Source organism: Streptomyces sp. NPDC037290, assembly GCF_055603245.1.
This window is the reverse complement of the sequence record NZ_JBVJVZ010000005.1, coordinates 366,437-391,797: the sequence shown is the minus strand read 5'-3', so window position 1 is coordinate 391,797 and position 25,361 is coordinate 366,437. Positions and strand designations below refer to the sequence as shown.

Here is a 25,361-nt window from a genome sequence, read left to right as displayed (position 1 = left end):
TCAGCGCGCCGCGGACGTCGGGACCGGTTCCGCGTCCAGGGCCGGGTCCGCCGAGAGGATCGACTGGTGCAGGCGCTGCAGCCGGGGTGACGGCTCGAGGCCGAGTTCCTCGACGAGCGAGCCGCGCAGGCGCTGGTAGGCCTCCAGGGCGCGCCAGGCCTTGTTCGCGCGGTGCAGCGCGGTCATCAGATGCGCGCAGAAGTTCTCGTGCATGGGGTGCTTGGCGACCAGCACCCGCAGTTCCGGCACGATCTCGGCGTGCCGTCCGAGGCGCAGGTCGGCCTCGATGCGCAGCTCCAGCGCCGCCATCCGGTCCTCTTCGAGCCGCAGCGCCTCCAGTTCGAGGACGCTGCCGACGGGTACGTCCACGAGGGCCGGCCCCTGCCACAGGTCCAGGGCGCGGCGCAGCAGCTCCGCGGAGGTGCGGTAGTCGGTCGCCTCGTGGGCGTCCCGGCCGGAGGCGCACAGCTGCTCGAACTCCTGGACGTCGATCTGCCCCGGCTGCACCTCCAGGAGGTAGCCGCCGTGCTGGGTGACCAGGATGTCCTTGGGCTGCCGGCTCTCGTCGCCCTCCAGGGCGGCGGCTATCTTGCGCCTCAGCTGGAGGATGTAGGTCTGCAGGGTGGTCGCGGCACTGCGGGGTATGTCCTCGCCCCAGATCTCCTCCATCAGCGTCGGCACGGTGACGACGCGTCCGGTCTGCAGGGCGAGCAGGGCGAGAATCTGCCGCGGCTTGGCGGCGCTCGGCACCACCGACACCCCGTTGAGTTCCGCCGTGAGCCGACCCAGTACCTTGATGTCCATGTGATCACTCTCCCGTCTCACGCGGGCGGTGCCCGCCCCCGTCTTACGCGGGCGGAGCCGTCGGCCGAGGGACCGGCGGTCGCCTTCCGAGCAAGGCAAAAGCTTCGCAGCAGCCGGGTTCGAGCCACAGTGCGCGGGTCATGAAGAGGCCTATGAAAATGTCATAGCGCGATGGTGACGGCCGCACTGGGCGGCTTGAAAGAGCGCCCCCCAGAATTCGAGTCGCGGGACACGCCGAACGGATTCCCGATTCGCAGCGCCTCTCAACACTCATGCCTCTGGAGGGTTCCATGAGCACGTTGACCATCCCCGCGCCGGCCGGTCCGGCCCCCACGTCCGCGCAGGACCACCGCATCGCACTGCTCACGGCCCGGGCGGGACTCGAACCCGAGCTGGCCGAGCGCTACCTCACCGACCCGGTGTCGGTCCTCGCCGAGTTCGGGGTGGCGGCGGCGGAACCGGTGTACCTGGCCGAGGCCGGCGGCAGACCGTTCGTGCTGGAGGACCTGGACCGGACCGACACGGCCATCAGCTACGACAGCATCTGGACCCATCAGCAGGGTCCGGTCGCCGGCCCCTGGATCAGCGCGTGAACGGGTCTCTCCTGCCCTCCGCGGCACCGCAGGTGGGGTTCAAGCCCCACCTGCGCGTCGAGGTCGTCGGCGGTGAGGCCGTGTACCTGTTGTCGGAGCGCGGCACGACCGCCCTGCACGGCCCACACGTCGAGGCCCTCGCCCCGCTGCTGGACGGGACCCGGACCCTGGAGGCCGTCCTTCGGGAGGCCGCGGCCGTGGTGGACGTCGCGGCCGCGGGCCGCACCATCGCCGCGCTCGCCGAAGCCCAGCTCATCGGGTACCGCACCCAGTCGGCGGATGCCGCCGCCGAGGCCTACTGGGAACTCTCGGGCCTGAGCGGCGCCGGCGCGGAGGCGGCGCTGCGCGGCACCCCGGTACACCTGCTGGTGCTGGGCCACACGGACCCCGGCCCCGTCCGCGAGGAGTGCCTCGCCTCCGGTCTCACCCTGGCCGACGAAGAACGGTCCGCCGCGTTCACGCTGGTCGTGTGCGACGACTACCTGGACCCGGCGCTGGCCGACGTGGACGCTCGGCACCGGGCCGCCGGCCGTCCCTGGCTGCTGGCCAAACCGTGCGGTGTCGAGGCCTGGGTGGGCCCGGTGTTCGGCGTCCCCGGCGGTGCCTGCTGGTCGTGTCTCGCACACCGGTTGCGCGGTCACCGTGCCACTCAGGCGCCGGTGCAGCGGGTGCTCGGACTGCCCGGACCGGTGCCGCTGCCGCGGGCCTACCTGGCGTCCGTCCGCGCGCTGGGGCTGCAGAGCGCCGTGCTGGAGACGATGAAGTGGGTCGCCGGGATGCGCCACGCCGAGCAGGCCACCCTGTGCACGCTGGACACCCGGACGCTGCGCACGAGCCACCACTCGGTGACCCGGCGCCCGCAGTGCCCCGAGTGCGGCGACCCCGGTCTGGTGGCGGCGAGCGTGCGGCGCCCGGTGTGCTTCACCTCCCGCCTGAAGTCGACCACGGTCGGCGGCGGTCACCGGGCCCTGCCGGCCGACAGCGTGCTCACCCGCTACCGGCATCTCGTGGATCCGCTCACCGGTGTGGTGCCGGAGCTGCGGCCCGCCCCGGGCACCCCGGAAGGCCTCAACCGCTATGTCTCCGGGCGCAACCCCGCGCTGCGCGCCGACTCGCTCGCCGCCCTGCGACACGGGCTGCGCAGCCACAGCGGCGGCAAGGGGATCACGCCGCTGGAAGCGGAGGTCGGTGCGCTGTGCGAGGCGGTCGAGCGCTACAGCGCGACCCGCCAGGGGGACGAGCCGGTCGTGATCGACAGCCTCGCGGGGCTCGGCGAGAGCGCGCTGCACCCCAACGCCTGTCAGCTGTACGCCGACCGGCAGTTCGCCGAGCGTGCGGGCTGGAACCGTACGGCCGCCGGGTTCCAGCAGGTTCCGCCGCCGTTCGACCCGCACGCCCCCACCGAGTGGACGCCTGTGTGGTCGGTGACCACGGGCACGCACCGGCTGCTGCCCACCTCGATGCTCTACTTCGGTCCCGCACCCGGTGGACGGCTGTCGGCACCGTGGGCGGACTCCAACGGCAACGCGGCCGGCAGCAGCCTGGAGGACGCCACGCTCCAGGGGTTCCTCGAGGTGGTCGAGCGCGACGCGGTGGCCCTGTGGTGGTACAACCGCACCCGGCAGCCCGCCGTCGACCTGGACGCCTTCGACGAACCCTGGCTGGCCGGGGTCCGTCGGGCGTACGCCAGGCTGGGCCGTGATCTGTGGGTCCTCGACCTCACCACGGACTTCGGCATTCCGGTCATGGTGGCCGTCTCCCGCCGCACTCCCGACGACGGGACGCCACAGCACGTTTGCTTCGGATTCGGCGCCCATTTCGACCCGCGTACGGCGCTGCGTCGCGCCGTGACCGAGATGGCACAACTGCTGCCACCGCCGGACATGGAAGCGGAAGTGGACACCGAGTTCGCCTCTGTCCATCCGGAGCTGGCCTCCTGGTGGACGAAGGCGACTACCCGGAATCAGCCATATCTCGTACCGGACCCGGCCGAGTCGCCGCGTACGCCCGCAAGTTACGTGTGCGAAGCACGCGAGGATCTGCTCGGCGATCTCACCGTGGCCGAGAGTCTGGTGCGGGAACGGGGCATGGAACTGCTGGTCCTCGATCAGACTCGGCCTGACGTGGGACTTCCCGTGGTGAAGGTGATCGTCCCCGGGATGCGTCACTTCTGGGCCAGGTTCGCACCCGGCCGCCTCTTCGACGTTCCGGTGACACTGGGTCGCGTCACGCGCGCGACACGTTACGACGACCTCAACCCGATTCCGTTGTTCGTGTGAAACCGGCTAATTACAGCCATCACTGGCCGTCATTCAGTCGTGCCCATACCATGCCTTGCGCCATGTCCCCGGGCGAGGAGGTCACGATGCCGGACGCTTTCCGAAGAACGGAAAGTCCCGCGGATGCCGAGAATTCCCAGCCGGCGTCGAGCCGCATGGGAATGGCTCCCCGCCTCGCCCGCACGGTCGTGACGCTGGCGCTGCTGTGCTATTGCACCGTTGTCATCATCAACGTGCTCAACACAGGAGGAGCCAGTGCCGCCAAGCTGGCGGTCTGCGTCGGCGGCGTCCTGGTCGTGTACGGCATCCAGTTCTCCCTGGCCTCGCCGGCCTCCCGTTCCTGGCCGCTGCGGCGACGGCTCGTCACCCTCGGGGTGCAGGCCGTCCTGACCTACTTGCCCATCGCCTGGTTCGGGCTCGACTGGGGCAGCATGCAGGGGCCGTTCGCCGCGACCGTCCTGCTCACCCTGCCGAGCCGCGCCGCTTGGCCGGTCTTCGGGGCGGTCGTGGTCAGCGCCCCGATGTTCCCCCTGACGATGGGCTCCAGCCTGCTCTACTGCAGCTACGTCCTCATCTCCGTCATCCTGGCGGGTCTCGTCATCTACGGACTGACCCGCCTGAACGACATGGTGTGCGAACTGCACGACACCCGCGAGCAGTTGGCCCGCATGGCCGTCACCCAGGAACGCCTCCGCTTCGCCCGGGACCTGCACGACCTGCTCGGCTACAGCCTGTCCACCATCACGCTCAAGGGCGAGCTGGTCAGCCGGCTGATCCCGAACCGGCCGGAGCTGGCCTCGGACGAGACCACGTCCCTGTTGCTCGTCGCGCGCCAGGCCCTGGCGGACGTACGGCTCGTCTCGCGTGGCTACCGGGACATGTCGTTGCGCGAAGAGGCGGAGTCGGCTGCGCAGGTCCTGATATCAGCCGATGTCCGCACGGAGGTCGACGTACAGGTCGAACGGCTGCATCCTGTGGTCGACACGGTTCTCGCGACCGCGCTGCGGGAGGGAGTCACCAACATCCTCCGCCACAGCAAGGCCGAGGTATGTACCATCAGGGCCACCAGCGGGACGGAAACGGTTTTCCTCACGCTGGTCAACGACGGAGTGGCGAACGGGGGGGAGCCTGACACGCGTTCCGGTGGCGGGAGCGGTCTGGGCAATCTGCGGACCCGGCTCACCGACATCGGGGGGGAACTGACGGCCGGGGTCGACGCGGAGGGCATGTTCCGCCTCGTGGCACGGGCCCCGCTCCAGCCGCGCAAGGGCGAGGCCCCCACCGGCACGGCCGACGACGCGCCGGACGCCGAGAGGTCCGCAGCCTGAACCGGGGCTGATCAGACAAGACACCGCTGCCTGGGGGAGGTAACAGGTGCCATCCATCACCGTCCTGCTCGCCGAGGACGTGCACATGATCCGCGGCGCGCTGGTCGCACTGCTGGAACTCGAGCCCGATCTCCGGGTCATCGCCACGGTCGACCGGGGCGACACGATCGTCAGCACCGCGCTCCAGGTACGGCCCGACGTGGCGGTGATCGATGTCGACCTGCCAGGCATGGACGGTCTGACGGCCGCCGCCGACCTGCATGAACAGCTCCCCAGCTGCCGCTCCCTCATCCTCACCAGCCTCGGCAAGCCCGGCACCCTGCGCCGTGCCATGTCGGCCCATGTGTCCGGCTTCCTGCTGAAGGACTCCCCTCCCGACCAGCTCGCCTGCGCCGTGCGCTCCGTGGCGATGGGCGGACGTGTCGTGGACCCCCAACTCGCCCTGACCGCCTGGGACTACCCGGACAATCCGCTGTCCCGCCGGGAGATGGAGGTGCTACGGCTGGCGGCCCGGGGAGCCGACGCCGCCGAGATCGCCGGCTGCCTCTACCTCACCAAGGGCACCGTCCGTAACTACCTCACCTCGGTCGTCGGCAAACTCGGCGCCCGCAACCGCGTCGACGCCATCCGCATCGCCGAGGACGCCGGCTGGATACCCTGAACCCGCCGGGCCGGGCAGCTCCTCACCGGTCGCCCCGTACAGCGCGTCCAGCAGACCCTCGTGCAGCGTCGTGCCCACCGAGACGTCCGACAGCTCCCCGAACCCGTCGTCGAACACCGCGACGCTCACCACATGGCTGCCGCCGACGGCGAACGTCCCGAACGTCCAGCCGCCGTCGTCCGTGGCGGAGCCGTCGGGGCGTACCAGCCGGGCGCCGGCCGCACCGTGCAGGGCGAAGCCGAACTCCGTGAAACGGAACCGCAGGCCCTGGCCGAGCGCCTTGCTGTAGGCCTCCTTCAGGGTCCACAGCCGCACCATCGTGTCGTTGCGGGCGCTCTCCGCGCCCCGGTCGAGGTGCCGCTTCTCGAACGGGGTGCAGGCCTGAGCCTCGGAACCGGTGTGCGCGAGCCGCCGGTCGGCACGTTCCACGTCGACCCCGATCCGGCCCCTGCGGGTGACGCCCACGACCATGGTCTCGTCGGTGTGGCTCAGACTGATGTCGATCTGGTCGAGGCCGCGCACATAGGGGCGGCCGCCCGGCAGGTACGCCACGTCCACCAGGTGCGGCAGCGTCTGCACGGCCGCCGCGGCGGTGTACCGCAGAAACAGCCGGGAGGCGAGGAAGCGCTCGCGCATACCGGGCCGGCCGAGCTTCTCGTAACGGGCCCAGTCACGGCCGAGCAGAAGGCGCAGGTCCGCCGCGCCCGCATCCGGCTGCCAGCCGGGCATCCTGCCGTGCACCAGGACGCTGCCGGTGCGCACGAGCTCCTCGTACACCCGCTCCCAGGGGCCCTCCGGACCCGGTGCGTACAGTGGCCGGCCGATCGTCGTCATCGGCTCACGCCCCTGCCAGCGCCGCCGCCAGCGGGCCCGCGTCGAGCGCCGAGATCACCCCGGCCAGGTCCACCGCGTCGCTCTCCGGGCCGCGGCACACCGCCAGGCAGGTCGGGCCCTCGAGGCCGCCCATCCGGCGCAGGAACGGCGTGAGCACCACACGGGGTCCGATCTCCACGACATGGGTGGGGGTCTGCTGGGCGAGCATCGCCCGGGCGGCGTCGGCGAAGCGCACGGGCGAGGTGATCTGCTCGCTCCAGTACGCCCCGTAGAGCGGTTCGGTGGTCAGCCGGCCGTACAGGGTGGAGTAGAACGGCACCCGGGCGGCGCCGCCGGCGACCCGGCGGGCCACGGCGTCGAACTTCGGCACCATGGGTGCCATCAGCGGCGAGTGGAAGGGGTGGGTCACCGTCAGGTGGCGGCAGGCGATGCCCCGGCTCTCCAGCTGCTCCTGGATGCGCTCGAGCCCCGCACGGTCGCCGGAGAGCACGGTGGCCTTGGCGGCGTTGATGGCGCTGATGCCGACGCCGGGCTCGGCCGCGACCAGCTCGGCCGCCTCGAACGGGGCCGCGCAGGTGGCCATCATGCCGCCGTCGGAGGGCAGGTACTGCATGAAGGCGCCGCGCAGCGCGACCAGCTTGGCGGCGTCGGGCAGCGACAGGGCGCCCGCGACGGTGGCCGCCGCGAACTCGCCGATGCCGTGGCCGAGGACGGCCACCGGGGTCACGCCCTCCTCCCGCAGGGTCTGCGCCAGGGCGTACTCGACGGCGAACAGGGCGGGCTGGGTGAACGCGGTCTGGTGGATCCGCGGGTCGTTGCCGAGGATCAGCTCCACCACGGACGTCCCGGTGTAGGGCAGCAGCTCGGCGGCGGCCTGGTCGAGATGGGCGCGGTAGCCGGTGCAGTTCCAGTACAGGCCGGAGGTCATGCCGGGGTGCTGGGAGCCCTGCCCGGTGAACACGAACGCCGCCCGGACCAGGCCGCCGCCCGCCGGGCGCGGGTCGTGCTGGGCCATGTACCGGGCCAGCTCGCGCACGGTGGGGTACGTCTCGATGTCGCTGGGGTCGATCACCGGGCCGAACTCCTCCTCGATGTCCCCGTACAGGCTGAGCGCGGCCACCGAGTCGAAGCCTCCGTACTCGTGGAACGGCACGCTCTCGTCCACCGGCACACCGAGGTAGTGGGTGAGCCGCTCCGTGAGCCATTCGCGCTGGGCCGCGCCGAAGGAGTCGTCGTGTGCTTCGTCGTGCTGGGGTTCAGACATGGTCGGTGCTCCATCTCGGGCTCGGGTGGGTACCTCCGCCGGCGGATCAGGCCAGCGCGGAGCCGTACAAGTCGTAGCTGCGGCGGCCGTGCAGGCGGTCCAGCGCCTCGGCGAGCACCCGCTGTTCGCAGGCGGCGACCGGGCTGCCCCCGCCCGTCCGGTCCTGGGGCAGGTCGGCCAGGGGCAGGCCGAGGCGCCGGGCGAGGCGGTGGAGCACCGCGGACGCCCAGGCCGGATCGGCCAGGAACGCGTCGGACGGAGCGCCGGTCTGCTCCCGCCAGGTCCCCAGGCAGGCCGCCGCCGCGAGGACCAGGGTGTAGCGGTCGGCGAGCGCGAAGTTGTGCGGGCTGGCCAGCCTGGCGCGGTCGCCGGGGTCGATGTCGCCGAACGCCTTGGCCAGCTCCCGCAGTTCCCCGGTGAAGGCCCGGGCGAGCGAACGCAGCAGCGGCCAGTCCTCGCGTCCCGGCACGGTGAGGTCGGCCGACTCCAGCCAGGCGGTACAGGCCACCAGGGTCGCGGCGAGCGGGTCGCTGCCCGACAGCAGGGACAGGCGCGGCAGGTCCAGCGGCGGCAGGTCCTCGTGCGGCCGGAACAGCGCCCCGGGCGCCTCCCGTTCCGCGAACCAGGCGTGCCGGGCGAAGTACGGCAGCTGCGGCAGGATGCTGACCTGGCGGCCGGCGCTGCCGGCGTGACCGAGCGAGGTGACGGGCAGGTCGCGCAGCTGTTTCTGGAACATCCCGTACGTGCCGCTCACCGCGAAGCTCTCCTCGCCGAGCACCGCCGCCATCTCGTCCATCGTCTCGGCGGCCAGCCGCGGCGCGAGATAGGCCGCGGACGCCGCGTACACGCTCATCTGGTGCGGCAGCAGATGCAGCGACCGGGTGCCGACCAGGGCCAGGCAGTCGATGAGCAGCAGGTCGAGGAAGGCGCCGGTGAGCACGTCCCGTACGTGCCGTACGTCGAGGGAGGAGCGGCCGTCGGCGCGGCGCCGGGTGGCGAAGGCGGCCACCGTGCGCAGCGCGGTGTCGACACCGGCGAGCACGATCGACGGGATGAGTCCCCGGATCAGCAGCGAGGAGCGCAGCGACAGTTCGTAGCCGTCGCCGACACGGCCGAGCACCGCGCTGTCGGGCACGGTGCAGTCGTTGAAGGCGAGGCCGCCGAACTCCGCGCCGCGCATGCCGTTGGTGGAGTGCCGCCCGGTGTCGGTGATCCGGTCGGCGGGCAGGCCGGCGCGGTCCAGGAGCAGCACCGAGTGGCTGCGGCCGCCGCCCGGGGTGTCCGAGGTGCGGGCGAAGACGACCAGGCCGCGGGAGCGGGCCGCGTTGGCGATCGCGGTCTTGGCGCCGTTCACCGACAGTCCGCCGCCGGCGGCGGGCCGGGCGGTCAGCTCGTCGCGGACGAAGTCGTTGCCGTGCGCCACCTCGTGCCGTGCGACGGCGACGCGGCCGCCGTCCAGCAGCAGCCGGGCGACGAAGCGGCGCTGTGCGTCGCTGCCCGCGGTCCACACCGGCACCGCGGCGAAGAAGCAGCTCAGGCCGTAACCGAAGCCCAGGGAGGCATCGCGGCGGAACAGCGGGCGCAGGAGACGGCCGAGGACGTCCATGCGCGTGAGGCGGCCGCCGAGTTCGGCGGGCACGAACTCGGCGTTCAGACCGAACACGTCGAGCACCCGCTCCGCGCCGGGCACGGGCTCGCCTGCCGCGTCGGCGGCGAGCAGTGCGGTGGCGCCGAGCGGGTTCCCGGGGTCGTCCAGGGGGCCGAAGGCTGCCTCCAGGGCGTCGATGCGGGCTTGCTCCGCGGTGTGCGCGGTGTGCGCGGTGGGGGGTGCCGTGGCGGGTTCGTGCGCGGCCGCGGGTGCGTCGTCGTCGAGCGCGCCCACGCGGCTTTGCCGCGTACCGCCCGTGCCCCTCTGGGGCGTTGTCGTCATCGGCGTTCCTTTCGCGGGGTGGCGCTGTGCATCAGGCGTTCGACCTCCGGGTCGACCCACTGGTGCAGTGCGGTGAGTTCGCCGTTGAGGAACATCCGGCGCATGGCGGCCCGCTCCAGCTTGCCGCTGGTGGTGCGGCGGACCGTGCCGGGGCGTACCAGGAGCACACCGCCCGGGGCCACGTCGTACTGCTCGCTCAGCCGCCGCTGCACACCGGCGGTGAGTTCGGCCAGGTCGACGCCGTAGCGGCTGCGGGCCCGCAGCTCCTGGACCACGACGACGTGCTCGCGGTCGCCGGGCACCCCGAACGCGGTGCCCGAGCCGAACAGGGCGCTGACCTCGCGCACCGTGCGCTCCAGGTCCTGCGGATACAGGTTGCGTCCCGCCACCACGATCACGTCCTTGATCCGGCCGGTCACGCACAGCCGCCCGTCGACCAGGGCACCGAGGTCGCCCGTGCGCAGATAGCCGCCTTCACCGTCCCTGATCCGCCCGTCGAACGTGTCGGCGCTGTCCTTCGGACTGCCCCAGTAGCCCGGCGCGACCGACTCGCCGCGCACCCATATCTCCCCGACCCGGCCGTCCTCCAGCGCCCGGTGGGTGTCGGGGTCGACGATGCGCACCTCGACGCCCGCGGGCCGGCCGCAGGCCACGGCATCCCGCGCCGGCTGGACGGCACCCGGGGGCGCGGGCAGGGCGTGGGTGCCGAACGCGCAGGTGGTGCGGTCGCCGCTGACCAGCAGCGTCGCCTCGGCCAGGCCGTAGGCGGGCACGAGCGCCTCGGCGCGCAGGCCCGCGGCGGCGAACCGGTCGGCGAAGGCGCGCATGGTCGCGGAGTTGACGGGTTCACCACCGCTCACGGCGACCTGCCAGCCGGACAGGTCGAGTCCGGCGAGCTGGCTGTCGTTGACGCGGCGCACACACAGGTCGTAGGCGAAGTCGGGGGCGCCGCTCACCGTGAGCCCGTAGCGCGAGATGGTCTCCAGCCAGTGCGCCGGGCGCTTGACGAAGGCGACCGGGGAGAGCAGCACGGCGGTGCCGCCGAGCCACAGGGCGTGCAGCAGCTGGCCGACCAGTCCCATGTCGTGGTGCAGCGGCAGCCATCCGCCGATCCTGCCGCCCGGCACGGTACCGAGCGCCGCGTGGATCGCCCGGTGGTTGGCGAGCAGCGCCCGGTGCGTCACGATCACCCCGCGGGGCTCACGGGTCGAGCCCGAGGTGTACTGCAGGAACGCCACGTCGTCGCTGTCCTGCCGCGCCGGCTGCCACGCTTCGCCGTCGTCCGCGAGGTCGGTGACGTCGGCGTCGGTGGGGATGCAGGTGACGCCGCCGTGTCCGGTGCGGGCCAGCAGCTGGGTGACGTCGAGGGCCTCCGCGAGCGAGGTGAGCACACAGCCGGCGCCGGCGTCCTTGACGATGCCCGCGATGCGTTCCTCGGGCCGGCCGAGGGCGCCGGGGGGCGCGGCGGGTACGGCGATGACGCCCGCGTACAGGCAGGCGAGGAAGCCGATGCCGAACAGCCGGGGGGACTGGTGCAGGATCAGGACCCGTTCGCCGGGCGCCGCGTGGCGTCCGATCCGGGCGGCCACGGTGCGTGCGGCCCGGTCGAGTTCGGCGTAGGAGAGCGTCTCCGGCCGCAGCGCTCCATCCCGCTCGGTGAGGAGGATCAGCGCCTCACGGTCGGGTGACTCGGCGACTCTGCTCCGCACGATGTCGGTGAATGTCCGGTGGCCGGTCAACGCCCTCCCCTTTCGGTGTCGTGATGTCGCTCTCGTACGCCGGGGCGACAGGTGGTCGTGGTCCGCCGGTCATCTCCCCGGCCAGGACGGCAGCCGGTGGCCCGCGTTCTTGACGGTCCAGTCCGCGTACGCCGCCTTCGCCTCCTGGTCCGGCTCCCGGTCACGGCGGGACAGGGCGAGCAACACGGCGGTGACCGCGGCCAGTTCGGCGGCGTCGGGCCGGCCGCGCACGACGGTGATGTACGTCTCGTCGGTCATGTCATCAGCGTGCATGCACCAGCTAGAGCCGACCTCGCGTCCCGAACGCGACCGAGCCGAGGACCAGGGAGTCCTCGGCTCGGTCATCGCTGGGGCCCGCACGCCCCCGGGGGGAGGGATCAGTCGATCACGCGCTCGTAGGCCACGTGCCGGGTCCGCTCCAGTACGACCTCGGCACCTCGCTCCAGTTCCTGCCGGGCGGCCTGGACCGGCTCGCTGTCCAGGGCCCGCTCCAGCGACCCGGCGTCCCGCCACCACAGCACGCCGGTGTAGAGCGCGGGACGCAGCAGGGAGCGCAGCAGGTCGCTGCCGCCGAAGCCGTCCGCCTCGCCGAGGCGGTCGGTGAGAGTGGCGAACCGCCGCTCGAAGGCCCGCCAGTCCCCGCCGACCCGGGCGCGCAGCAGGACGACGCTCTCGGTGCCGACCCTCGCGTTGTCCCGCAGCACCCGGCCGACGCTGACGGCCTGGTCGACCTCCGTCTCGACGAGCGGTTCCAGCCGCTCGACGTGCTCCAGGAACGTCTCGTCGTGCACGGTGTCGCGGAAGGCACGCAGGGTGCGCCAGTGCCCCAGGTGGACGTAGACGTGCGGATGCTCGGCGAGGCGCACGGTCACCAGGAAGTCGAAGTCGGTGCGCCGGCGCAGGAACTGGGAGTGTTCCCTGAACAGCCGCTCGAACCTGTCGGTGTCGCCCTTGACCTCGAAACGGTTGATGATCGTGACGGGTCCGGTGAGATCACGTCCCGGCATGCACGTCCTCCGCGAATTGCTTGGCATGGCGCAAGGTGGTGGAGCTGTTGGTACCCAGGGCCTTGCGGACCAGGGCCCTGGCCTCGGCGAGCGTGGCGTCGGGGCCGAGCGCGGAGCGCACGCCCTCGGGGTCGAGCACCACCGTGTGCCAGGAGGTGACGGTGAGGGTCTCGCCGTCGCCCGAGGGTTCGATGGTCCAGCGTCCGGTGTGCACCCGCATGGCCACCGGTACCCGCAACTGCTTGTACACGATCTCCTTGCGGTCCTCGAAACACACCCGGAACGAGGTGGTGTTGTGCAGGGAGCCGTCCGGGCTGCGGGTGTCCATGTCCATGTGCTGGATGCCCGGTTCGTCCTCGGTGAGGGCGAGCCGCGCCACATGGGGCAGCCGCTCGGGCCACAGGTCGGCGCGGTCCAGGAAGGCGTACACGTCGCCGGCGGCCCCGGCGACCGTCACCGAGTCGCTGAAGGTGAACTGGAGTTCCTCGGCGGACTCGCCGAGTTCCGCCGCGTTCTTCAGGGCGGCGAGTTCGGCGACGCTGTTGCGGTCGACGGCGCGCTCGATGAGCTGCTCGGCCTCCGGGTCGTCGCCCACCGCGCGGTAGTCGTGCAGCAGCACCACCCGTGTCGTGCCGTCCTCCAGGGACTCGACGCGCCAGGTGCCGCCCATCGAGGCGACGGGGGCCGCCGAGACCACCTGGCGGAAAGCGATCGTACGGGAGTGCGGGTCGAGGGTGCGGCGCGAGGTCCAGGTGCGCACCTGCTCGTTGGCGATCGCCCAGATGCGCAGCAGCTGCTCGCTCCTGCCCGTGTCGTCGGGGCTCTCCTCGAGCACCTCGACGTGCACGGTGGGCCCGAACACCTGGGGCCAGGAGGCGACGTCGGCCACCAGCGCGTAGCAGGCCTCGGGTGGCGCGGCCACGGTGATGGAGTGCTCCGTCAGATGCGTTCCGGTGACGGGGGCGGTGTCCGGTGTCTCGCTCGTAACGGTCGTCGCCACGGCGGGTCCTTCCTTCGAATCATGCCGTCCGGGACGGCGATCAGCAGAGTGGCACAGCCGCCTCGAGCGCACCTAGACGGCGGGTGGAGACCGGCCACATCGGGCCGGTCGGGGCTCGGCGGCGCCCGGGAGCGCTCAGGTCCAGTCGGGTCGTTCGGTGATCTCCACGACGGCGCAGCCCCAGCTGTAGCCCGCTCCGACGCTCACGAGGACACAGCGGTCGCCGGGGGCGGCCCTGCCGGAGACCAGCAGGTGATCGAGGCTTGCGAACTGGTCGCCGGCGCCGAGGTGGCCGACGGTCCGGCTGAACTCCCAGGTGGTGCGGTCGGGGTCGATGCCGAACGGCTTGTAGTAGATGGACTGCAGCCGGCGCCGCCCGAAGTGCGGGAGCACCACCCAGCGGGCGTCGCCGAGTTCCATGCCGGCGTCGGCGAGCGCCTGCTTGAGCACGGTCTGCTGCCCGGCGTGCGCGCGGGTGATGGCGTACGACATTCCCACCCGGCCGACGAAGGCGCGCTTGGCCTCCTCGAAGTCGACGGGTATCCGGCTGCTGAAGGGGGCCCTGGTGAACGGCTCGTCGCCGCGGTGCAGGGGTTCCAGCGACGGGTCGGCGTGCAGGGCGAGGGAGACCAGCCGGGCGAATCCGCCGCGCCGGGACAGCACGAGCGCGGCGGCCCCGTCGGCGTAGGGCGTGCCGGGGTCGGTCTGCCAGCGGTCGATGCCCGGCGTGCAGAACCGGTCGGCGGTGGTGAGCAGCGCGTCGCCGTGCCCGTGGCCGGCCGTGAGGTAGGCGGCGGCCAGGTCGAGGGCCGCGAGGCCCCCGTTCGACATCTGCCGGATCTCCAGGGCGGGGCAGTTGTTGCCGAGTGCCTCCCGCTGGATGTACGAGGCCACGGGCCACAGGTCCTGGCCCTGGTGGTAGGTGTCCGCGTGCAGCAGCAGGTCGACGTCGGCCGGGGCGCTGCCCGCACGGGCCAGTGCCGTCCGGGCGGCGTGCGCCGCCATCTCGGCGGCGGACTCGTCCGGGGAGTACGCCACCGAGACGGCGCCGGTGGCGGCGACGAGGCGGGACGGGCACTCGCCCGCGGCCACGGCATCGTCGATGCGCAATCGGGACGGGAGACGTACGGAGGTCCCCCGCAGGTAGATGTCTTCCACACGCACAGCCGCTCCAGAGGGTTCGAAGAGGTCAGCCGGCCGGTGCGGCCACCAGGCTCTCGGTGTCCCGGCGCCGCTCCGGCGCGTCGGACAGGACGTAGTGCACGGCGTCCAGCAGGGCCGTCAGGGCCGCCCCCGTCGCGTGCCGGTCCACGCCGACGGTGCCCCAGTGCCGGTCGTCGCACTGGAACGACAGCAGGACCCGTACCGAGGGCGGCGCGGTACGGTCCCCGGCGAGTTCCCGGACCGTGTGCCCGGTCAGGCGCAGCCCGGCGAGCTCGGGGAAGACCGGGTCCAGGGCCTGGTGCAGGGCCGCGTCCAGGGCGTGCACGGGCTCGCGGCCCAGACCGCTGGCGGCGCACGGGGTCCCCGCGACCCGCAGCCGTACCGAGGCCCGCGCACCGCCGCCGTCGCCGTCGCCGTCCAGGGCCACCTGCCAGGACTCCACACCGAACCGCTCCGGCGGGGTGTCCGCGGCCAGCTCGGCACGGAGCAGCAGCGCGAAGGAGGCGTCGGCGGACTCGAAGCTGTAGCCGAGGCTCTCCAGTTCCTTGACCCGGGCCGCGGCCCGGCCCACCGCCTCGGAGCCCGCCCCGACGTCGTAGCCCAGCTCTCGGGCCTTCAGCTCGACGGAGGACCGTCCGCCCATGTCGGAGACCAGGACGCGCATGGTGTTGCCGACCCTGGCCGGGTCGATGTGCTGGTACAGGCCGGGGTCGACGCGCAGGGCCGAGGCGTGCAGGCCCGCCTTGTGGGTGAAGGCGGCCGCACCGACGTAGGGCGCCGCGGGGACACCGGGGATCCCGGTGACCTCCGTGATGACCCGGCCGGTGGGCTCCAGTTCCGCGAGACGCTCCAGCGGGATCACCTCACGGCCCCGTTTGAGGACGAGGTTCGCCATGACGGTGAACAGGTTGGCGTTGCCGCAGCGTTCGCCGTAGCCGTGGGCGGTGCCCTGGGCGTGCACGGCGCCCGCGTCCACGGCGGCCATGGTGTTGGCGACCGCGCAGCCGGTGTCGTCGTGACAGTGGATGCCGATGGCGGCGCCGGTCATGGCGATGGTGTCGGCGACGACCGCCTTCACCTCCTCCGGCAGCGAACCGCCGTTGGTGTCGCACAGCACCACGGTCTCGGCGCCGGCCTCCGCGGCGGTGCGCACCACTTCCAGGGCGTACTCGCGGTTGGCGACGTACCCGTCGAAGTAGTGCTCGGCGTCCAGGAACACCCGGCGTCCGGCAAGCACCAGGTGCTGCACGGTGGACCGGATCATGGCGAGGTTCTCGGCGAGCGTGGTGCGCAGCGCCCGGTCCACGTGCCCGGTGTGGCTCTTGGCGACGAGCGTCACCACGGGCGTCTCCGCCTGGAGCAGCGCCCGCACCTGCGGGTCCTGCGAGACGGCGACGTCGGGCCTGCGGGTGGCGCCGAAGGCCGTCAGCAGGGCGGCCCTGAGGTCGAGTTCGGTGCGCGCCCTGCGGAAGAACTCGGTGTCCTTCGGTATCGCGCCGGGCCAGCCGCCCTCGATGAATCCCACGCCGAGGGCGTCCAGGCTGCGCGCAATGGCGAGCTTGTCGTCGACGGTGAGGGCAAGGCCCGCCATCTGGGTTCCATCGCGCAGGGTCGTGTCGTAGAGCTGGAAGCTCTGTTGCGCCATCGCCCCTCCTTCCTGTCGGCCTGCAGCGGGCTCGCTGCGCGGCTTCAGCCAGGGTCCGGCCCGGGGCTCGCAAGGACCCGGAGCTGTGCTTGAACGCCGTCGTCCCTGCCGGCTGCGGCCCGGGCATGCCTGAGGGGCCGGGCGGCTGGTGTGCCGTCCGGCCCCTACGACGTTGCGCGCCCGCTCAGGAAGCCGGGGCGGGCTCGGGCTCGCCGGCCGGCTGCTCCTGGCGCAGCCGCTTGGGCAGGGCGAACATCAGCAGGAACACCGCGGCGGCGACGCCGATGAAGGCCTTGAGCACGGTCTGGAAGCTGTCGGCGAAGGAGTCACCGACCTGCTCCTTGCCGTACTTGCCGACGACCTGCGCCACCTTCGCGTCGCGCAGCGACTGCACGGTGCAGCTCGCGGGCACGACGGAGGCGTCCTTCTCGCCCGCCCGGTCGATGGAGCAGGTCCGGTAGGCCGCGGCGATCTTGTTCGCGTCACCCGGGCTGACCTGTGCGCTCGCCACCAGATCCTTGCGCAGCTGCGGCAGCTGGTGATCGACGTTGCCGGTGGTGTTGCCGACGATGCCACCGAAGAAGATCACGCTGATCAGGGCACCGCCGATCGCGAAGCCGAGCTGGGTGTTGGTGTTGACCACACCGGAGGCGGAACCCGCGTGCTCGTGCGGCACCTCGGAGGTGACGATCAGCGGCAGCGGCGTGGCCACCGTGCCGAAGCCCAGGCCGACCAGGAACAGCGGGATCGCGATCTTCCAGGAGGTCACGTCGTGGCCGTACTTGCCGGCCACCCAGACGTACGTGCCCAGACCGATCATCAGCACCACGGCACCGATCTGCATCGCCTTGCGGCCGAACTTGGGCACCAGGATCATCACGGACGAGGTGGCCGTGAGGAAGGCGCCGATGCAGAACGGGAGGCTGGTGAGACCGGCCCGCATCGGGGACCAGCCCTGACCGACCTGCATGTACAGCGTCCACCCGATGGTGAACATGCCCATGCCGGCGTAGAAGATCAGGTTGACACCGAGGCCGGCCGAGTAGCTGCGGGTGCGGAACAGGCCCAGCTCGACGAGCGGCGAGTTGTCCCGGCGGGTCTTCGCGCGCTGCCAGGCGACGAAGCCGGCGAGCACCAGCACCGAGGCCCCCATGGAGACGAAGCCCAGCGCGGGCCAGCCCAGCTCCCGGCCCTGCAGCAGCGGGAAGACCAGCATCACGAAACCGATGGTCAGCAGCACCACGCCACGGATGTCCAGCCGAAGCGCCTGTGGCGCCTTCGACTCGGTGATGACCTTGGCGCCGTACAGCAGACCGACCAGGCCGACGGGCACGTTGACCAGGAACACCAGACGCCAGTCGAGGCCGAACAGGTTCCACTCCACGAGCAGTCCGCCCAGGGCCAGGCCGAGCGTCGCGGCGAGACCACCGACCAGACCGTGCAGCGCGAAGGCGGTGCCGCGTTCCTTGTCGTTGAAGGTGACGTGGATGATCGACAGCACCTGGGGCACCATCACACCGGACGAGGCGCCCTGGATCACTCGCGCGACGACCAGCTGCCACGGCTCCTGGGCGATACCGGCCGCGAGCGAGCACAGGGTGAATCCGGCGACGCCGACGAGGAACATCTTCTTGCGGCCGTAGATGTCACCGAGTCGTCCGCCGAGGATCAGGGTCAGGGCGAAGGCGAGCTGGTAGCCCACCAGAACCCACTGGATGGCCGAGTACCCGGCGCCCAGTTCCCGCTGCATGGAGGGCGCCGCCACATTGGCGATCGTGCCGTCCAGCAGATCCAGGAAGGCGGAGACGAGCAGCACCAGCAGGGCTGCCCAGCGCCGGGGATCCAGCGGCCTGTCCCCCGCCGTCGGATCCGCGCCCGTCGTCCTGCTGTCCACCTCCGTCTCGACGGACGGAGCCTGTTCGGACGAAATAGCCATGATGTGGCCTCTCTCATTACTTGGGGGGTTGTATGGGGGATTGGTGTGGGGTTACGGGGCGATGGCGGGCAAACCAGTCGCCCACCCGGCAGGATGACCGCGGTCAGTGGAATTCCGCTCGAGTCCTGCTGAAGCGCGGCGCCGGGGTGGCGGGCCCACTGCGTCTGGCCTGGTGGTGGGGGTGTGCGGCAGCCTCCGCGACGCTGAGGACCGGCGTCACACACGCCTCCGTTTCCTCGAACAGGCGGGCCCACTCGTCCCGGCTCCGGGTGTGGAAGCGACGGGCGAACACCCGCCGCAGCGAAGGCCAGTTGACCGGGTCACTCCGGTCGGGCAACCGCTCGGGATCCAGTTCCAGACCCACCAGCAGCGCCTGGTAGAACCGCTCCTCCAGCGCACCGACGGCCACATGCCCGCCGTCGGCGCACTCGTAGCAGGTGTAGAAGGGCGCGCCGCCGTCCAGCAGATTCACCCCGCGCTCATGGCGCCAGTGACCGCTGTCGGCCATCGAGGTCAGCATGCCGAGCATCGCGCCGGCCCCGTCCACGATCGCGGCGTCCACGACCTGCCCCCGGCCGGAGGTCTGCCGCTCGTACAACGCGGCCAGCACCCCGGCGACCAGGAACATCGCGCCACCCGCGAAGTCCCCCAGCAGATTGACCGGCGGCACGGGGGGACCGCCGGCCTCTCCGATGGCGTGCAACGCACCCGTCAACGCCAGGTAGTTGATGTCGTGCCCCGGGGTCCGGGCGAGCGGCCCCTCCTGGCCCCAGCCGGTCATCCGGCCGTACACCAGACGCGGACTGCGTGCGAGGCAGACCTCCGGGCCGATCCCGAGCCGTTCCGCCACACCCGGCCGGAACCCCTCCACCAGGACGTCGGACTGCTCCAGCTGCCGCAGCAGCCAGTCGACGTCACCCGGGTCCTTGAGATCCAGCTCCACCGTCCGGCGCCCACGGTCGAGTTCGCCGTGCCAGTCCGCGAACGACCGGGCGCCGTCGGCCCGGTCGATCCGCATCACGTCGGCCCCGAGGTCCGCGAAGATCATGCAGGCGAACGGGGCGGGCCCGATCGCCGCGAGCTCCACCACCCGCAGGCCGTGCAACGGTCCTGTGCCTGTCGCCATCTGCGGCTCCTCCTCGTCGGAGTCGGCACGCTGCAAGCGGCCCCTGGAACTCCGCCTCAGCCGCGCTCGCACCGCGCTCGAACCGGTGGGACCGCGCACGGCGGGGAGGGGACGTGCCGGGGGGTGCCCGCCCGCAGCGGCCGGCGAAAACCCGGCGCACCCCTTCGACGAGCAGCCCGCCGGCCCGAGGACGGACACCCCCCCGGCGCGGCACCGACGCCCCACTTCCCGCAGGCCCGACACCAGCCACAAAGCACCGCAAGGGGCCGCCGCAGGCACACCACAACGCACCGCAAGGGGCCGCCGCAGGCAGGCCACAGCGCACCCCGGGACAGGAGCGCAACCCACCACAAGAGCCCCCCACAGCCCCCTACATTCCACCCACGCTCGAGCCCACCCCCCTAGCCTCCGCGGGACTCCAGTACGTACCCCACCCGGGAGGCCCAGCGATGAGCAGGGACGTCACGCCGTTCCACGTGGCATTCGACGAGGCGGACCTCACCGACCTCAAGGACCGCCTGGCCCGCACCCGCTGGCCCGAGCCGGAGACGGTGGACGACTGGTCGCAGGGCGTACCGCTGGCCTACCTGAAGGAGCTGGCCGAGCACTGGCGGACCGCGTACGACTGGCGGCCGACCGAGGCGCGCCTGAACGCGCTGCCCCAGTTCCGCACCGAGATCGACGGTCTCGGCGTGCACTTCCTCCACGTGCGCTCCCCGCACGAGGACGCCCTGCCGCTGCTGATCAGCCACGGCTGGCCCGGGTCGGTCGTCGAGTTCCTCGACCTGATCCAGCCCCTGACCCACCCCGAGGACCCGGCCGACGCCTTCCACGTGGTCTGCCCCTCGCTGCCCGGCTTCGCCTTCAGCGACAAGCCGTCCGCACCGGGCTGGACGGTCGAGCGCACGGCCGCGGCCTGGGCCGAGCTGATGGCCCGGCTCGGCTACGACCGCTACGCGGCCCACGGCGTGGACTGGGGCTCCTTCCTCACCGGCATACTCGGCGAGACGGACGCCGCGCACCTGGCGGGCATCCACCTGGCGATGCCGTTCGCCAGGCCGCCGCAGGAGCAGGTGGCCCTGGACGACAGGGACCTGGCGGGTCTCGCCGCGCTCAAGGAGTTCCAGCAGAACGAGGGCGGCTACTCGGCGATCCAGGCGACCCGCCCGCAGACCCTCGGCTACGGCCTCACCGACTCCCCCGTCGCCCAGCTGGCCTGGATGGTCGAGAAGTACTGGGCGTGGAGCGACCACGACGGCGACCTGGAGAAGCTGATCCCGCGCGACACGCTGCTGGACTGCGTGACCCTGGCCTGGCTCTGCCGCACCGGCGCCTCCTCGGCCCGCATCTACTGGGAGAGCCACAACAAGATGGCCCTGGCCCCCGTGCACGTCCCGGCGGCGCTCGCGGTGTTCCCGAAGGACGCGCGGATGCCCCGCGCGTGGTGCGAGGGCCGTTTCACGGATGTACGGCGCTGGACCGACCACGAGCGCGGGGGGCACTTCCCGGCGTTGGAGCAGCCCGAGCTGATCGTGGACGAACTCCGCTCCTTCTTCCGCCCGTTGCGCTGAGTTCGCCTTACCGAGGAGTCGTCATCGTGCCGGAAGCCCACTCCACCGAGGAGCTGCCCCCCTTCCCGTTCCCCGGGTCGACCTACCGCGGGCCCGCGCCGCTGTTCGCCCGGCTGCGGGGCGAGCGGCCGGTCGTCCGGGTGGCGTGGCAGGGCGGCGGTCACGCCTGGCTGGTCACCCGGTACGCGGACATCAAGGCCGCGCTCGAAGACCCCCGGCTCAGCCGCGCCGCCGCCTACGCACCCGAGGCCCCCCGCTTCAGCGGCCTCTTCCAGGCCCCGCCCGGAATGATCATCTCGGTCGATCCGCCGGACCACACCCGGCTGCGCGCCCTGGCCGAGCAGGCCTTCTCGGCGGAGCGGATAGAGGCGATGCGCCCCCGTGTACGGGAACTGGCGGGCCGGCTGCTGGACTCCCTGGAACGCGAGGCGAAGGCGACCGGCGGACCCGTGGACCTGGTCGCCTCCTTCGCGGCCCCGCTCGCGATGACCGTGATCTGCGAACTGCTCGGCGTCCCCGAGGCGGACCGCGGCCAGTTCCACACCTGGGTACGCCGGTTCGCCGACGTGTCGGCACCGCCCGAGCACAGCGCGGAGGGCGGCAGGAAGCTGGGCGAGTACATCGCGGGGCTGGTGGCCGCCAAGCAGCAGAGCCCCGGAAACGACGTGCTCTCCGCCCTCATCGCCGCCCGGATCAGCCACCACGCGTCCGCGGACGACAAGCTCACCGACGACAGGCTCACGGACGACGACGAACCCACGGACGACAGGCTGAGCTTCGACGAACTGGTGGCCCTCGGCTTCACCCTCCTGGGCGCCGGTTTCGACTCCTCCGCGGGCCAGCTCGCCAACTTCACCCTGGCCCTGCTGGCCGACCACCCCGAGGCCTGGCGGCACCTCGCCGAGCACCCCGAGGACATCCCGCCCGCCGTCGAGGAACTGCTGCGCACGGTCAACCTCAACGGCAACGACACCTCGGGACTGCCGAGGATCGCCACCGAGGACGTGACCGTCGGCGGCGTCACCGTCCCGGCCGGCGACGCCGTCTTCCTCGCCTTCCCCTCCGGCAACCGCGACGCCGCGGTGTTCGACCGGCCCGACCACGTCGACCTGCGGCGCACGGGGCCCGGGCACCTGGCGTTCGGCCACGGCATCCACCGCTGTCTCGGCGCCCCGCTGGCCCGGCTCGAACTCGCCACCGCACTGGAGGAGTTGACCCGCCGCTTCCCCGGCGCCCGGCTCGCCGTGCCGGAAGGGGAACTGCGCTGGCGGCTGGGCGACGTGAACCACAACCTGCTGGCCCTTCCCATAGATCTGCACGTCTGACGCGTACTCCCAGGGAGCACTCATGACCACCGAGCACCTGCCCGCGACGAGCCGCGAGATCCGGCTCGCCGCCTATCCCCAAGGACCCGTCACCCTGGAGCACTTCGAGCCCGGCGAGTCGCCGCTCGGCGAGCCCGGCGAGGGCCAGGTCGTCGTGCGCAACGACTGGATGACGCTGGGCTCGGTCGCCCGGGACCAGATGAACCCGGACACCAAGCTGCCGATCCCGGTGTTCCAGCCGGGCGTGGCCATGTGGGGCCGTACGGTGGGCACGGTGGTCAGGTCCAACAGCCCCCTGCTCGCCGTCGGTGACCTCGTCGAGCACTTCAACGGGTGGCGGGAGTACGCCGTGGGTACCGCCCACGAGTTCTTCAAGCGGGACCGCTCGCTGCTGCCGGGGCCCGAGTACTTCCTCTCGCAGGGCCCGACCGCCTGGCACGGCATGGTCGGCACCGCCGAGGTCGGCGAGGGCGATGTGGTGTTCGTGTCCGGCGCCACCAACGGGGTCGGCGCGCTGGCCGGGCAGATCGCCCGGCTGAAGGGCGCGGCGCGGGTGATCGGCAGCACCGGTTCCAAGGAGAAGACCGACTTCCTGGTGGACGAGCTGGGCTTCGACGCCGCCTTCGACTACCACGAGGGCCCGGTGGCCGAGCAGCTGGCGGAGCTGGCCCCGGACGGACTGAACGTGGTCTTCGACAACGTCGGCGGCGAGCAGTTCGAGGCGGCGGTCCAGGTCGCGGCGCCGGGCGCCAGATTCGCGCTGTGCGGTGCGCTGGCCGGGCAGCACGGCCCGGACGACGGCGGCCGGCCCCGGCTCGCCCTGATGTCGGCCATCACCAAGTCGCTGACGCTGCGCGGCTTCGCGACGCTGCACACGCCGGACCAGATCGAGGAGTGGAACGCCCAGTTCGGCGCCTGGCTGCGTGAGGGACGGATCGTCTTCCCGCACACTGTCGTCGAGGGCGGGGTGTCCGTACTGCCCGAGACGTTCGTGGCGCTGCTGGAACGCAAGTACAGCGGCACCGTCGTGGTGAAGCTGTCCTGAACGGGGCCCCGCGTTCGCGGGGAGAGAGGCGGAGGCGGGATGACCGTACTGGACCGGCGCGCGCTGAACAGGGCGCTGCTGGCGCGGCAGCTGCTGCTCGAGCGGCGGCCGGGGTCCGCCTCCGCCGTCCTGGAGCACCTGGTCGGCATGCAGGCGCAGGCGCAGGAGCCGCCGTACATCGGCCTGTGGACGCGGCTCGCCGGCTTCGCCCCCGAGGAGCTCGTGGAGCTGATCGAGGGGCGCGAGGCGGTGCGGGTCGCGCTGATGCGCGGCACCATCCACCTGGTCACGGCACGGGACTGCCTGTCCTTGCGGCCGGTGCTGCAGAGCGGCCTGGACCGCCAGCTGACCAGCACCTTCGGCCGCCGGCTGGAAGGCCTCGACCTCGACGAGGTCACCGCGTACGGACGCAAGCTGTCCGATGCCGAGCGGCTCACGCTGGGCGGCCTCGGCACGCTGCTCGCCGAACGCTGGCCGCAGTACGAGCCGTTCGCCCTCGCCAACGTCATCCGCGCCCGCGTGCCGCTGGTGCAGCTGCCGCCGCGCGGGCTGTGGGGCCAGGGCGGGCTGGCCGTGCACGGCACCGCCGAGACCTGGCTGGGGCGCCCCCTGGAGACCGACACCGCACCGGACACCCTGGTACGGCGGTATCTGGCGGCCTTCGGGCCGGCCACCGTCAAGGACATCCAGGCCTGGTCCGGGCTGACCCGGCTCGGCGCGGTCGTCAAGCGGCTGCGGCCGGAGCTGAGGGTGTTCCAGGACGAGAACGGAGCGGAACTGTACGACGTCCAGGACGCGCCGCTGCCCGATCCCACGACGCCGGCACCGGTGCGGTTCCTGCCGGAGTTCGACAACATCCTGCTCGCCCACGCCGACCGCAGCCGCATCCTCACCGAGGAGCAGCGGCGCCAGGTCTTCACCCGCAACGGGCTGATCAGGTCGACGGTGCTCGTGGACGGTTTCGTACGGGCGCTGTGGCGGATCGAGGACGGCGCGCTGGTCGTCGAGCCGCTGGGGCGTGCCCTCGCGCGCCGGGACCGCACGGCCGTGGAACGCGAGGGCCGCGCCCTGCTGGCCTTCATGACCCCGGACCGCACGGACCCCGAGATCCGCTGGGCCTGAGACCACGCCCCCGCGCGCCAGCCGCTCCCGTCGCGCGACCGCGGCCGGCGTCCCGCGATCGCCGTACGCACCCCACGGCGCCCCGCGCCGGCCCGTCGCCGGGTGGTGGCGGCATCCGCGCCGCGACCAGCGGTGTCTGCTCTCCCCGGGCTCGACCGCCGCCCAAGACGCACCCGCTGTACTGGCCCCCTCGGACCGAACCAGAGAGGGAACCGCCATGCCGGACCAGCCCTTTGCGGAGCAGACCGTCGTCGTCACGGGAGGGGGCACCGGTATCGGCCGTGCCGCCGCGCTGTCGTTCGCGGAACTCGGCGCACGCACGGTGATCATCACCGGGCGGCGCAAGGAGCGCCTCGCCGAGGTCGGCGCCCTGCACGACGCGATCGTGCCGGTGGGCGCGGACGTCACCACCGAGGCCGGCGCCCAGGCCGTCGCCGACGCGGTCGGCGAGCGGGGCGGCGTGCTGGACGTACTGGTGCACAACGCGGGGATCTTCCGCTTCAGCCCGCTGACGGCGCTCGACGCCGCCACCGCCCGGGACGTCGTCGAGACCAACGTCCTCGGCCCGCTGCTGCTCACCGGACATCTGCTGCCCCAGCTGCGCTCTCCCGGCGGCCGGATCGTCCTGGTCTCCAGCCGGGGCGGGCACAACCCGGGCCCGGACAGCTCCGTCTACTCGGCGAGCAAGGCGGCCGTGCACAGCTTCACCCGGAGCTGGGCCGCCGAGCTGGCCCCGCGCGGCATCCGGGTCAACGCCGTCGCCCCGGGCTTCGTACGCACCGATGCCTACGCCGCCAACGGGCTCGGTCCGGAGCAGGTCGAGGGCCTGTTCGCGGGTGTCGCCGCCACCGTCCCGCTGGGCCGGATCGGCGAGCCCGAGGACGTCGCCCAGTGGATCACCCGCCTCGCGGACCCCGCGAACGAGCTGGTCACCGGCCAGATCATCACGGTCGACGGCGGTCTGGACATCGCCACCCGCTAGGCCCCC

Annotated in this window: 21 protein-coding genes and 1 pseudogene; 9 read left to right on the top strand and 13 right to left on the bottom strand. The window is 72.3% G+C overall.

The features are described 5' to 3' along the window. Positions 1-804, bottom strand: a complete 804-nt coding sequence (locus ACZ7HQ_RS20455) for an AfsR/SARP family transcriptional regulator (protein ID WP_470991488.1) — start codon at positions 802-804, stop codon at positions 1-3. A gap of 290 nt (positions 805-1,094) precedes the next feature. On the opposite strand from ACZ7HQ_RS20455, the gene ACZ7HQ_RS20450 reads away from it, so the two are divergent. Next, a complete protein-coding gene (locus ACZ7HQ_RS20450; protein ID WP_470991485.1) occupies positions 1,095-1,397 on the top strand; it encodes a hypothetical protein in 303 nt (100 codons plus the stop codon). Then, a complete protein-coding gene (locus ACZ7HQ_RS20445; RefSeq protein ID WP_470991482.1) occupies positions 1,394-3,676 on the top strand; it encodes a TOMM precursor leader peptide-binding protein in 2,283 nt (760 codons plus the stop codon). The genes ACZ7HQ_RS20450 and ACZ7HQ_RS20445 overlap by 4 nt, the downstream gene beginning before the upstream one ends. A gap of 19 nt (positions 3,677-3,695) precedes the next feature. Here the strand turns inward: ACZ7HQ_RS20445 and ACZ7HQ_RS20440 are convergent, their stop codons facing one another. Next, on the bottom strand, positions 3,696-3,833 hold the full coding sequence (locus tag ACZ7HQ_RS20440) for a hypothetical protein (protein WP_470991479.1): 138 nt from the start codon (positions 3,831-3,833) through the stop codon (positions 3,696-3,698). Between the two features lie 4 nt (positions 3,834-3,837). Here ACZ7HQ_RS20440 and ACZ7HQ_RS20435 point away from each other — a divergent pair, with 4 nt between their 5' ends. Together ACZ7HQ_RS20435 and ACZ7HQ_RS20430 are read left to right on the top strand one after the other, a co-directional pair. Beyond that, complete coding sequence (locus ACZ7HQ_RS20435; RefSeq protein ID WP_470991476.1) at positions 3,838-5,004, top strand: sensor histidine kinase; 1,167 nt, start codon at positions 3,838-3,840, stop codon at positions 5,002-5,004. A gap of 46 nt (positions 5,005-5,050) precedes the next feature. Next, a complete protein-coding gene (locus ACZ7HQ_RS20430; RefSeq protein WP_470991473.1) occupies positions 5,051-5,665 on the top strand; it encodes a response regulator transcription factor in 615 nt (204 codons plus the stop codon). 204 nt (positions 5,666-5,869) lie between these two features. On the opposite strand, the pseudogene ACZ7HQ_RS20425 reads toward ACZ7HQ_RS20430, so the two are convergent. The 11 genes and pseudogenes from ACZ7HQ_RS20425 to ACZ7HQ_RS20375 form a co-directional block, all read right to left on the bottom strand. Next, positions 5,870-6,136, bottom strand: a pseudogene (locus ACZ7HQ_RS20425) (4'-phosphopantetheinyl transferase family protein); the annotation flags it as partial. A 367-nt stretch (positions 6,137-6,503) separates the two neighbouring features. Beyond that, on the bottom strand, positions 6,504-7,763 hold the full coding sequence (locus ACZ7HQ_RS20420; protein WP_470991470.1) for an acyltransferase domain-containing protein: 1,260 nt from the start codon (positions 7,761-7,763) through the stop codon (positions 6,504-6,506). A 46-nt stretch (positions 7,764-7,809) separates the two neighbouring features. Continuing rightward, positions 7,810-9,693, bottom strand: a complete 1,884-nt coding sequence (locus ACZ7HQ_RS20415) for an acyl-CoA dehydrogenase (protein ID WP_470991467.1) — start codon at positions 9,691-9,693, stop codon at positions 7,810-7,812. Further along, positions 9,690-11,402: a fatty acyl-AMP ligase gene (locus ACZ7HQ_RS20410; RefSeq protein WP_470991465.1), complete on the bottom strand. Its 1,713-nt coding sequence runs from the start codon at positions 11,400-11,402 to the stop codon at positions 9,690-9,692. The genes ACZ7HQ_RS20415 and ACZ7HQ_RS20410 overlap by 4 nt, the downstream gene beginning before the upstream one ends. 99 nt (positions 11,403-11,501) lie before the next feature. Beyond that, a complete protein-coding gene (locus tag ACZ7HQ_RS20405) occupies positions 11,502-11,690 on the bottom strand; it encodes an acyl-CoA carboxylase subunit epsilon (protein WP_470991462.1) in 189 nt (62 codons plus the stop codon). Between the two features lie 119 nt (positions 11,691-11,809). Then, positions 11,810-12,439, bottom strand: coding sequence for an antibiotic biosynthesis monooxygenase family protein (locus ACZ7HQ_RS20400; protein ID WP_470991458.1), 630 nt, complete (start codon positions 12,437-12,439; stop codon positions 11,810-11,812). After that, positions 12,426-13,439, bottom strand: coding sequence for an aromatase/cyclase (locus tag ACZ7HQ_RS20395; RefSeq protein ID WP_470991455.1), 1,014 nt, complete (start codon positions 13,437-13,439; stop codon positions 12,426-12,428). The genes ACZ7HQ_RS20400 and ACZ7HQ_RS20395 overlap by 14 nt, the downstream gene beginning before the upstream one ends. Before the next feature lie 135 nt (positions 13,440-13,574). Continuing rightward, positions 13,575-14,603 (bottom strand): ketoacyl-ACP synthase III family protein, encoded by a 1,029-nt coding sequence (locus tag ACZ7HQ_RS20390; protein WP_470991451.1) that lies wholly within the window; start codon positions 14,601-14,603, stop codon positions 13,575-13,577. A gap of 25 nt (positions 14,604-14,628) precedes the next feature. Next, the gene (cimA, locus tag ACZ7HQ_RS20385) at positions 14,629-16,248 is read right to left on the bottom strand and encodes a citramalate synthase (RefSeq protein WP_470991447.1); all 1,620 of its coding nucleotides are present in this window, start codon (positions 16,246-16,248) and stop codon (positions 14,629-14,631) included. A gap of 184 nt (positions 16,249-16,432) precedes the next feature. Then, positions 16,433-18,184, bottom strand: a complete 1,752-nt coding sequence (locus ACZ7HQ_RS20380) for an MFS transporter (protein ID WP_470991443.1) — start codon at positions 18,182-18,184, stop codon at positions 16,433-16,435. A 103-nt stretch (positions 18,185-18,287) separates the two neighbouring features. Continuing rightward, entirely contained in the window at positions 18,288-19,310 is a 1,023-nt protein-coding gene (locus ACZ7HQ_RS20375) for a CaiB/BaiF CoA transferase family protein (RefSeq protein ID WP_470991439.1), read from the bottom strand. A gap of 449 nt (positions 19,311-19,759) precedes the next feature. Here ACZ7HQ_RS20375 and ACZ7HQ_RS20370 point away from each other — a divergent pair, with 449 nt between their 5' ends. The 5 genes from ACZ7HQ_RS20370 (at position 19,760) to ACZ7HQ_RS20350 (ending at position 25,355) form a co-directional block, all read left to right on the top strand. Then, positions 19,760-20,881 (top strand): epoxide hydrolase family protein, encoded by a 1,122-nt coding sequence (locus ACZ7HQ_RS20370; protein ID WP_470991436.1) that lies wholly within the window; start codon positions 19,760-19,762, stop codon positions 20,879-20,881. Between the two features lie 26 nt (positions 20,882-20,907). Next, positions 20,908-22,206: a cytochrome P450 gene (locus ACZ7HQ_RS20365; RefSeq protein WP_470991433.1), complete on the top strand. Its 1,299-nt coding sequence runs from the start codon at positions 20,908-20,910 to the stop codon at positions 22,204-22,206. Between the two features lie 22 nt (positions 22,207-22,228). After that, positions 22,229-23,251, top strand: coding sequence for a zinc-binding dehydrogenase (locus tag ACZ7HQ_RS20360; protein WP_470991431.1), 1,023 nt, complete (start codon positions 22,229-22,231; stop codon positions 23,249-23,251). A 39-nt stretch (positions 23,252-23,290) separates the two neighbouring features. Further along, the gene (locus ACZ7HQ_RS20355; RefSeq protein ID WP_470991428.1) at positions 23,291-24,373 is read left to right on the top strand and encodes a winged helix DNA-binding domain-containing protein; all 1,083 of its coding nucleotides are present in this window, start codon (positions 23,291-23,293) and stop codon (positions 24,371-24,373) included. Between the two features lie 217 nt (positions 24,374-24,590). Continuing rightward, positions 24,591-25,355: an SDR family NAD(P)-dependent oxidoreductase gene (locus ACZ7HQ_RS20350; protein ID WP_470991425.1), complete on the top strand. Its 765-nt coding sequence runs from the start codon at positions 24,591-24,593 to the stop codon at positions 25,353-25,355. The last annotated feature ends 6 nt before the right edge of the window (positions 25,356-25,361 follow it).